This window comes from Alkalibacillus haloalkaliphilus C5 (assembly GCF_000269905.1).
In the GTDB taxonomy this organism is placed as follows: Bacteria; Bacillota; Bacilli; order Bacillales; family Alkalibacillaceae; genus Alkalibacillus; species Alkalibacillus haloalkaliphilus_A.
Genome location: NZ_AKIF01000123.1, coordinates 1 through 8,679, shown reverse-complemented (window position 1 = coordinate 8,679; position 8,679 = coordinate 1). Strand labels below are relative to the sequence as shown.

8 protein-coding genes are annotated in these 8,679 nt (G+C 36.0%); 7 read left to right on the top strand and 1 reads right to left on the bottom strand.

All coding sequences use genetic code 11. From position 1 onward, the window contains the following. The 3 genes from A194_RS18355 to A194_RS0112080 form a co-directional block, all read left to right on the top strand. On the top strand, positions 1-1,156 hold a 1,156-nt coding region (locus tag A194_RS18355; protein WP_337442988.1), incomplete at its 5' end, for an ArsB/NhaD family transporter. Continuing rightward, positions 1,138-1,335 carry a hypothetical protein gene (locus A194_RS21200; RefSeq protein ID WP_337442987.1) on the top strand — a complete coding sequence of 66 codons (198 nt, stop codon included), beginning with the start codon at positions 1,138-1,140 and terminating at the stop codon, positions 1,333-1,335. The genes A194_RS18355 and A194_RS21200, both read left to right, overlap by 19 nt. Before the next feature lie 73 nt (positions 1,336-1,408). Beyond that, positions 1,409-2,056 (top strand): DUF421 domain-containing protein, encoded by a 648-nt coding sequence (locus A194_RS0112080; protein WP_017187091.1) that lies wholly within the window; start codon positions 1,409-1,411, stop codon positions 2,054-2,056. On the opposite strand, the gene spoVB is transcribed toward A194_RS0112080, so the two are convergent. Continuing rightward, positions 2,053-3,594, bottom strand: coding sequence for a stage V sporulation protein B (gene spoVB / locus A194_RS0112075; RefSeq protein ID WP_017187090.1), 1,542 nt, complete (start codon positions 3,592-3,594; stop codon positions 2,053-2,055). The two genes, A194_RS0112080 and spoVB, sit on opposite strands and share 4 nt — an antisense overlap. A 196-nt stretch (positions 3,595-3,790) precedes the next feature. Here spoVB and A194_RS0112070 point away from each other — a divergent pair, with 196 nt between their 5' ends. The 4 genes from A194_RS0112070 to recJ form a co-directional block, all read left to right on the top strand. Next, positions 3,791-4,105 (top strand): post-transcriptional regulator, encoded by a 315-nt coding sequence (locus tag A194_RS0112070; RefSeq protein ID WP_017187089.1) that lies wholly within the window; start codon positions 3,791-3,793, stop codon positions 4,103-4,105. Between the two features lie 38 nt (positions 4,106-4,143). Beyond that, positions 4,144-6,414, top strand: a complete 2,271-nt coding sequence (gene secDF, locus A194_RS0112065) for a protein translocase subunit SecDF (protein ID WP_017187088.1) — start codon at positions 4,144-4,146, stop codon at positions 6,412-6,414. Between the two features lie 110 nt (positions 6,415-6,524). After that, positions 6,525-6,836 carry a lipopolysaccharide assembly protein LapA domain-containing protein gene (locus A194_RS0112055; RefSeq protein ID WP_017187086.1) on the top strand — a complete coding sequence of 104 codons (312 nt, stop codon included), beginning with the start codon at positions 6,525-6,527 and terminating at the stop codon, positions 6,834-6,836. A 57-nt stretch (positions 6,837-6,893) separates the two neighbouring features. Beyond that, a partial coding sequence (recJ, locus tag A194_RS0112050) for a single-stranded-DNA-specific exonuclease RecJ (RefSeq protein WP_017187085.1) occupies positions 6,894-8,679 on the top strand: 1,786 nt, incomplete at its 3' end.

Here is an 8,679-nt window from a genome sequence, read left to right as displayed (position 1 = left end):
AATGAAAAAGACGTATTTATTTTATAAGGACAGAAAGTTAAAAGGGGAAATGAACATGGAAGCGATCATCGCCATTACAGTGTTTGCAATAAGTTACGTCTTTTTATTACTTGATCAGATTAATCGAGCATTAGTCGCTTTATGTGGCGCTGCTATTCTAGTTGTACTTGGGATATTTTCAGTTGATAGTGCATTAACAACCTATGTGGATTGGAGCACAATTGTATTACTATTTTCAATGATGGTATTAATTACGATTACTCAACGGACAGGCGTGTTTGAGTATATTGCATTATGGATGATACAAAGAGTGGATGGAAGGCCTATACCGTTGTTTTTCTGGGTAGGTGTATTTACTGCAGTTGGTTCAGCTTTATTAGATAATGTTACGACCGTGTTGTTATTTGTACCAGTTCTCCTACACATGATTAAAAAATTAAACTTACCAGCTTTTCCGTATCTTGTTATGGTGATTATCACCTCTAATGTTGGTGGAACAGCGACGATGATTGGAGACCCACCAAATATTATGATTGGACAAGCTGTTGAGCATTTAACATTTATGTCTTTCATTATCCATTTAACTCCTGTCGTCATTGTAATTTTTGCTATTACTATGGTTCTATTAATTCTTATGTTTGGAAGAACGCTATCGAAGGCAGGCGAACAGCGAAATGATGAGGCAATAAACTTAGACCCAAATGCTGCATTGAAGAAATCACCACTGCTTTATCAATCTTTAACGGTACTTGTTTTAACGATTCTAGGTTTTCTTCTTCATGGGTTTATTCATGTTGAGTTAACAACAGTAGCTTTAGCTGGAGCGTTAATTCTTTTACTTCTATCACAGAAATATGCTGACTGTGAACAAATTTTTGCGAAAGTAGAGTGGACGACTTTATTCTTTTTTATCGGCCTATTCGTCTTAGTGGGTGGTTTAGAGCAAACGGGAATTATTGATCAAATTGCGATGGCTTTTATTACTCTAACAGAAGGTGATACTGTAAAATCATCATTTATTATTTTGTGGTCAGCTGGTCTTTTATCTGGTTTCCTCGATAATATACCGTATGTAGCGTCGATGATTCCAATCTTGTTTGAACTTGATGAATTTGGTATGACTGCGACTGATCCAATGTGTGGGCACTTGCCTTAGGAGCTTGTTTAGGTGGGAATGGTACGCTACTTGGTGCTTCTGCTAACGTTGTCGTTGCAGGGATTGCAAGCACAAACGGTGTTAAGATCCCATTTGTGCGATTTATGTTATATGGTTTGTTCATAGTCGTTGTGTCACTTATTATTGCGACAATCTATATGGCAATCCGTTATTTCTAAAGGCTAGTTAAACCGTATAAATTGAACTATATAGCAAATGCTAAAGGCGAATATATCAACGGAGATGGACAATATGGATGAACTAATAAACTTGATTGTTCGCACAGCAGGTGTTTATATAGCGATTTATGCGGTTTTTCGTTTAATGGGTAAACGTGAAATCGGTGAGTTAAGTATTATGGATTTAATTGTATTTATTATGATGGCTGAAGTTGGGGTTCTTTCTATTGAACAAACGGAAGAATCCTTCTTTTTATTGTTAACACCGATCTTTGTATTATTAATTATTCAAAGGTTAACAGCTGAGGTTTCTTTTAGGAGTAATAAGGCGAGAATGCTTCTTGATGGCACACCATCAATTATCGTTCGAAACGGGGAAATTGATGAAAAAGAAATGAAAAGGCAGCGGTATAATATGGATGACCTTCTCGTGCAATTGAGGCAGCAAGGGGCGTTACAATTAAAAGAAGTAGAGCTTGCCGTACTAGAAACAAATGGCAAGCTCTCAGTATTTCAAAAGCAAGATAATCCTTTAAATTATTTTGATCCAATCATTATTGATGGTCAGTTTCAAGGTGAAGCTCTACAACAACAAGGCGTTACGCAACAGCAAGTGTTAGATCAGCTAAAAAGCTATGGAGTGCAAGATATAACAAATGTGTCTGTTGCACAAATGCATGAAGATGGTTCAATTTATATAGATTTCAAGAAGTTAGATTAAAACCGGCCTTGTTTAAGCTGTTCCCATTCGTCTTTTGATACAATTTTAAACATGAATATACCAACGATGTACAACGATAGAAGTATTGAAATAATAAGTATTGTAGAGATTAATGAATGGCCAGTCATAAAAATGGACTCTATTTTAGTTCCCATAATGTAAACTAAAATGATTAAAGTAATCATTCTAAATGAAAGCCAAAACGGCATTCTGAAATTAATTAGTTTATATAGTGTGATGAAGTGTAATGAGGTGACGACTAGTACGCCAACAACAATTGAAATAACAACACCATCGATTCCAAAAGAGGGCTTTGTTGCTAGTAACCATAAGACAACAAGCTTTACGACAGCACCAATTAAAGAGTTGACCATAGCGTGTTTTGCATAATCGAGTGCTTGTAAAGCCGCTTGTAGTGGTGCTTGAAAGTACAATAATAGGAAGAATGGTGCCATAAACATCAAAAACTTAGCACCATTGTCATTTCCGTACATGAGCTGCAAAATGACAGGAGCTAAAAGTAGAAAGATGATCGTCGCAATACCACCTGAAGCAAATGACAGTCGTAAAGCTTGTCTTATTCTGTAGTGTACAGTTTGATAATGGTTTAAAGCATTCGCTTCACTTATGGAAGGGATGAGAGCTACCGATAGAGAATGTGTTATAAACGTCGGCAAAAGTAGTAAAGGTAGAACGTAACCAGTTAGCTGTCCATATAGTTTAGTACTCTCCGATATCGTATAACCGGCTATAATTAAACTTTGTGAGACTAGAATTGGCTCTAAGAAGTATGTTGTTGACCCGATCAAACGTGTTCCTGCTGTAGGTAGTGCTATGTGTAAAATACTATTTAGTGTAGAACGAACCTTCTTAAATCCTTGATGAATTGTTAGGTCAATAATCGAACTTTTATGCTTCTTAAAGCAATAATACATATAAAATAGTGACACGAGTTCACCAATTACAATTGATACCATAGCGCCAGCTGCAGCATGCGTAATTCCATAAGGTATCATCATCTTAACGATGATAACAACAAAAACGATCCTTACCACTTGTTCAATTACTTGTGAGGTCGCTTGAGGCTTCATGTTTTGCAACCCTTGGAAGTAACCTCTTAAAACTGCTGATATAGCAATGATTATTATAATGGGGCTAATCATCAGCATTGGTAAATAAGTTCGATCATCCAAAATTAAGTAGTTTGATACAAATGGTGCTGCGGTTATAAAGAGGGTTGTTAAAACTAAACTTAATGAAATGGTGATGGTAAAGGATAATTTTAAAATTTGGTTAATCTTTTGTTTATTGTTTTCCGTATTCGCTTCTGCTACTAATTTGGAAACGGCTACGGGAATTCCAATTTGAGATAACGTAATCATGAGAAATAAGGCAGGTAAAGTTAACATGTATATGCCAATTCCTTCTTCTCCTAACAACCTAGCTAACACAATACGATTAACGAAACCGAGTAAACGACTGATCATCCCTGCGATTATTAATATAATGGCACCTTTAATAAAAGTCTGCTTAGACAATTTGAATACCTACCTTCTCAAAATGGTGAAATTTCGGTACAATAATTTATATGCTTGTCTTAGTGCAAGTCATGATAAAAGATTCAAAGTTTGTGAGATGAAATAATGGATTAATAAGAATTGCTTGTTGATAAAAATGAAGCGCTTCTGTTGAGAAAGAGAGTCATACGAAGCTGCCATTAAAGGGGGATTTTAGTTGGAACCGGTTAAAATGCACGTAGAAGAATGGCGCCCTTACTTGTATGACGTCATACAAAGTAAAGTAGATGAATTGCGTCTTTTAGGTTATGATTACGTTACACAAGATGAAGTATGGAATTGTTTATTAAAGAAAGTATGGCGAAAAAGTAATGAAAAGACGTTACATCAAGTCGTACAAGATGTTTTACATATGAGTGATCGTCTATTTATGAGTTTTTTAACGGTTCAAGTTCAACAACAGGACGAAGAGTTATCACAACAAATAGAAGCTTTATCCCAATGGGAACAGCATCAAAAAGAAGGAAACTAAGTCCCAACGGTGTCGACTTAAAGGAGGTAACAGATAAGATGAAAAGGAAGGGCAGAATTGTCGCCTTTTTCCTAATTGTTTTACTTTTAGGAGGATTAATTGGTACGACAACCAATTCAATTACGAAAGATATTACATTAGGTTTAGATTTACAAGGTGGCTTTGAAGTTTTATACGAAGTTGAACCATTAAGTGAGAATCAAGAAGTTAACGATCATATGCTCGATGCAGTTGTTCAAAGCTTATATGAAAGAGTTGACGTATTAGGGGTTAATGAACCTTCTATTGATATAGAAGGTGATGATCGGATACGTGTTCAACTAGCAGGTGTTACCGATCAAAATGAAGCACGTGAATTGTTATCGACAACAGCTAATCTTTCATTTAGAGGTGTAGATGATGAACTGTTCTTTGATGGGACAGAGCTAGTCGAAGGAAGTGCACGTCAAAACTTTGATGATATGAACCAACCAATTGTAACAATGGAGACGAAACGTAACTTTGAAGAAAGTGATTATGAGAATTTCCATGAAGTTACACAAGATGTTTCGCAATTGCCAGAAGGCGACAATTTGTTAGTTATTTGGTTAGATTATGAAGAAGGTGACTCATTCCAAGAAGAGGTAGGAAGTGATGACCCTAAATTTATTTCGGCACCACGTGTACAAAATCCAATTGCTAGCACAAACGTTATGATTGAGGGTCAGTTCACAGTGGATGAAGCTAAACAATTAGCTGACTTACTAAACGCAGGTTCATTACCAGCTGATTTGAACGAAGTGTATTCAGTTGCAGTTGGTGCTCAGTTTGGTGAACAAGCATTAGATCAAACGGTGTATGCTGGTATTCTCGGTGTCATCTTAATCCTATTATATATTATTAGTTATTATCGTTTCCCAGGATTAATTTCAGCGGTAACGTTAAGTGCTTATATTTATTTAATATTACTTGTGTTTGAATCGATTAATGGCGTACTGACATTACCAGGAATCGCAGCACTCGTGCTCGGTGTTGGTATGGCGGTAGACGCTAATATTATAACCTTTGAACGAATAAAAGAAGAATTAAAAGCAGGTAAGACGTTGAAATCTGCCTTTAAAGCAGGTAATAGACGTTCATTATCAACGATATTGGATGCCAATGTAACAACAATCATCGCAGCTACTGTCTTGTTCATATTTGGTACGAGTTCTGTTAAAGGATTTGCGACGATGTTAATCATTAGTATTGTCCTAAGCTTTATTACAGCGGTTTACTTAACACGCTTCTTGCTAGGATTATGGGTGAATAGCAAAGTATTAAATAATAAACCAAAGCTATTTGGTGTTAAACAAGAAGAGATTAAAGACATTACGAAAGGTGAGGAGGTTGAACCTCACTTCTTTGGTAAAACATTCGATTTTGTCCAGCACCGTAAGAAGTTCTTTATAATCTCAGGTGTTTTAATTACTGCTGGAGTTATCTTCTTGTCGACAGTTGGTTTAAACTTAGGGATCGACTTTGAAAGTGGCTCACGTGTACAAGTGATGGCGGATGAATCATTAACAGCTGAGGAAGTGAATGATGAATTTGGAACATTAGGATTAGACCCAACGCAAGTCGTTATGGCTGGTGACGAAGAAGAGATTGCGATGGTCCGCTTTGATACAGTGTTAGACCAAGATCAAATTGCAGAAGTCCACACTCACTTCTCTGATGCTTATGGCAATGAACCAAGTGTCAGCACTGTAACACCTAAAATTGGTCAAGAATTGGCTATGAATGCTATCTATGCAGTTTTAATCGCGTCAATTGCGATTATCATATATGTGACATTTAGATTCGAATTGTTCTTTGCTTTAACAGCGATCTTTGCGTTGTTACATGATGCATTCTTTATTTTAGCTTTATTCAGTGTCTTCCAGTTTGAATTTGATATTACAATTATTGCAGCGATTTTAACGATTGTCGGTTATTCAGTTAACGACACCATTGTGACTTATGACCGAATACGTGAAAACTTACAAATGGAGAAAAAGGTTAAAACATTTAGCCATTTAGCTTCTATTGTGAATAAGAGTTTAATGCAAACTCTAGCACGTAGTTTTAATACGGTCATTACAGTCGTCTTTGCAGCGCTAATGTTATTCATTTTCGGTGCTCAAGCGATTACTTACTTCGCGTTTGCACTAATTGTCGGTTTACTTGCTGGTACTTACTCATCACTATTCCTTGGTGCACAACTATGGTTAGTGTGGAGAGGGCGTAACATAGAGAAAAAGCCAGTAGATTTTCAAAAGAAAAAACGTCAAGAAGGACCACAAGTGTAATGATTAAAAGTGATAGAGGAAATTTACCTCTATCACTTTTTTTGAAAATGAGGATTGAGCTTCCTTGTTATAGGGAAACTAAAAATAAGAAAAATAATGGGGGAATTTAAATGAAACAACAAACTTGGATTATATTAACGATTATATTTACAATTTTAATCGCTGTCTTTGCTGTTATTAATGTCGATTCTGTCCCGGTCGATTTCTTATTCGTGGAAACAGAAGCTCCATTAATATTAGTTATTTTATTGTCAGTTCTACTTGGTGCACTATTAGTGATGGGCGTTAGCTTTGCTAAGTTTTATCAATTACAAAAACAAATCAAACAGTTAAAAGCTGATCCAACACTTGAAGAAGAACCAAATCAAGAACTTGAAGATCAAACGGTGCTAGATCATGAAAATAAAGATGAACAAAAATAATCTCACATTGATACCCCTGATTAGCTCTTGTATAATAAGTTAGTCAGGGGTGAAAATATGTTAAAAAGTAAAATGAATTGGAAAAGTGTATCAAACAATCAAACACCTCAACTAAATCTATCTGTTTCATCTGTGATAGAACGTATGTTAGTAAGAAGAGGTATACATACACAGGAAGAAGCAGAAGCTTTTTTATACCCAACGATAAACGACCTACATGACCCTTTCTTATTTGAACAAATGGAACGAGTCGTGTTAAGAATAAAACAAGCTATTGAAAATGAAGAAAAGATACTAATATATGGAGATTATGATGCTGATGGTGTTACCGCTACTTCAGTGTTAGTTAAAACGTTAAGTTCGTTAGGTGCTATAGTTGATTATTATATTCCAAACCGCTTTACTGAAGGTTATGGGCCAAATGAAGCCGCTTTTAGAGCAGTACATGAAGCTGGTGGTACTTTAATTATAACGGTAGATAATGGAATTGCCGCACCAAAAGAAGCGGCTGTGGCTAAAGAATTAGGGATCGATTTAATCATTACAGACCACCACGAAGAACAAGATGAAATTCCAGCCGCTTATGCGATTATCCACCCACGCTTATCAGAAAACTACCCTTATAACGATCTAGCTGGAGTAGGTGTTGCTTTTAAGCTTGCTCATGCGCTATTAGGTCGAATACCAAAAGAATTGACAGGTTTAGTTGCCATTGGAACGGTTGCTGACTTAGTTCCGCTTAAAGGTGAAAATCGTGTGTTAGTAAAACAAGGATTGTCTACGTTGACTCATAATGACATGCCTGGTATTGAAGCGATTAAAACGATCGGCAAGATTGAACCGCCAATTACGACTGAACATATTGGATTTATTATTGGACCGAGAATAAATGCTGTAGGCCGTCTACAAGATGCATCGTTAGCTGTTGATTTAATACTAGAAGACGACCCAATCATCGCTGAAGATATGGCAAAAGAGATTGATGAGTTGAACATAGAAAGGCAGCAAATAGTCAAAGAGATAGCTGAACAAGCTTTTGAAATGATTGAACAAAATCACAAAGACGATCATGTTATTATTTTAGCAAATGAAGGTTGGAATCCGGGAGTTCTTGGTATTGTTGCTTCTCGAATTGTTAATAAATATTATAAACCGACTATTGTATTAGGAATTGATCGAGATAAAGGCATAGCTAAAGGCAGTGGCCGAAGTATACCAGCTTATGACATGTTTAAAGAAGGTATGAAAGTTAACGACTTGTTTATACATTTTGGTGGTCACGCTCAAGCAGCAGGAATGACTGTTAATTTAGATCAATTAGATGATTTACGAACAGTATTAAATGAAAAAGCTAGTGAGATTTTGACTGAAGAAGACTTTATCCCTAACTTAATGATTGAAGATGAAGTTAATTGGGCTGAGTTGGACATTAATTTTCCGCAAGAATTAGAACTATTAGCCCCATTTGGTATGGAGAATGAGAAACCGGTCTTTCAAGTTAATCAAGTGAAACTAACAAACATTAGAAAAATTGGAGCTAAACAAAACCATATTAAACTACACGGGGATATAGATGGTTTAACAGTTGAAATGATCGGCTTTCAAATGGGTGAGATTGCAGATAAGTTGACTTTAGGTTCTGAAGTTGATGTCGTTGGTGAAATTGAGGTCAATGAATGGAACGGTAATCGAAAGTTGCAAGTTAAATTAAAAGACTTAAGGTGTAACCAGTGGCAACTGTTTGATTATCGAGGAAAAGGATTAACTGATCAAGTTAAATCAATTTTATCTTCGGATCAACTACTGTTTGTCTACTTTAATGAATCACCGACTTTTGAGAAAG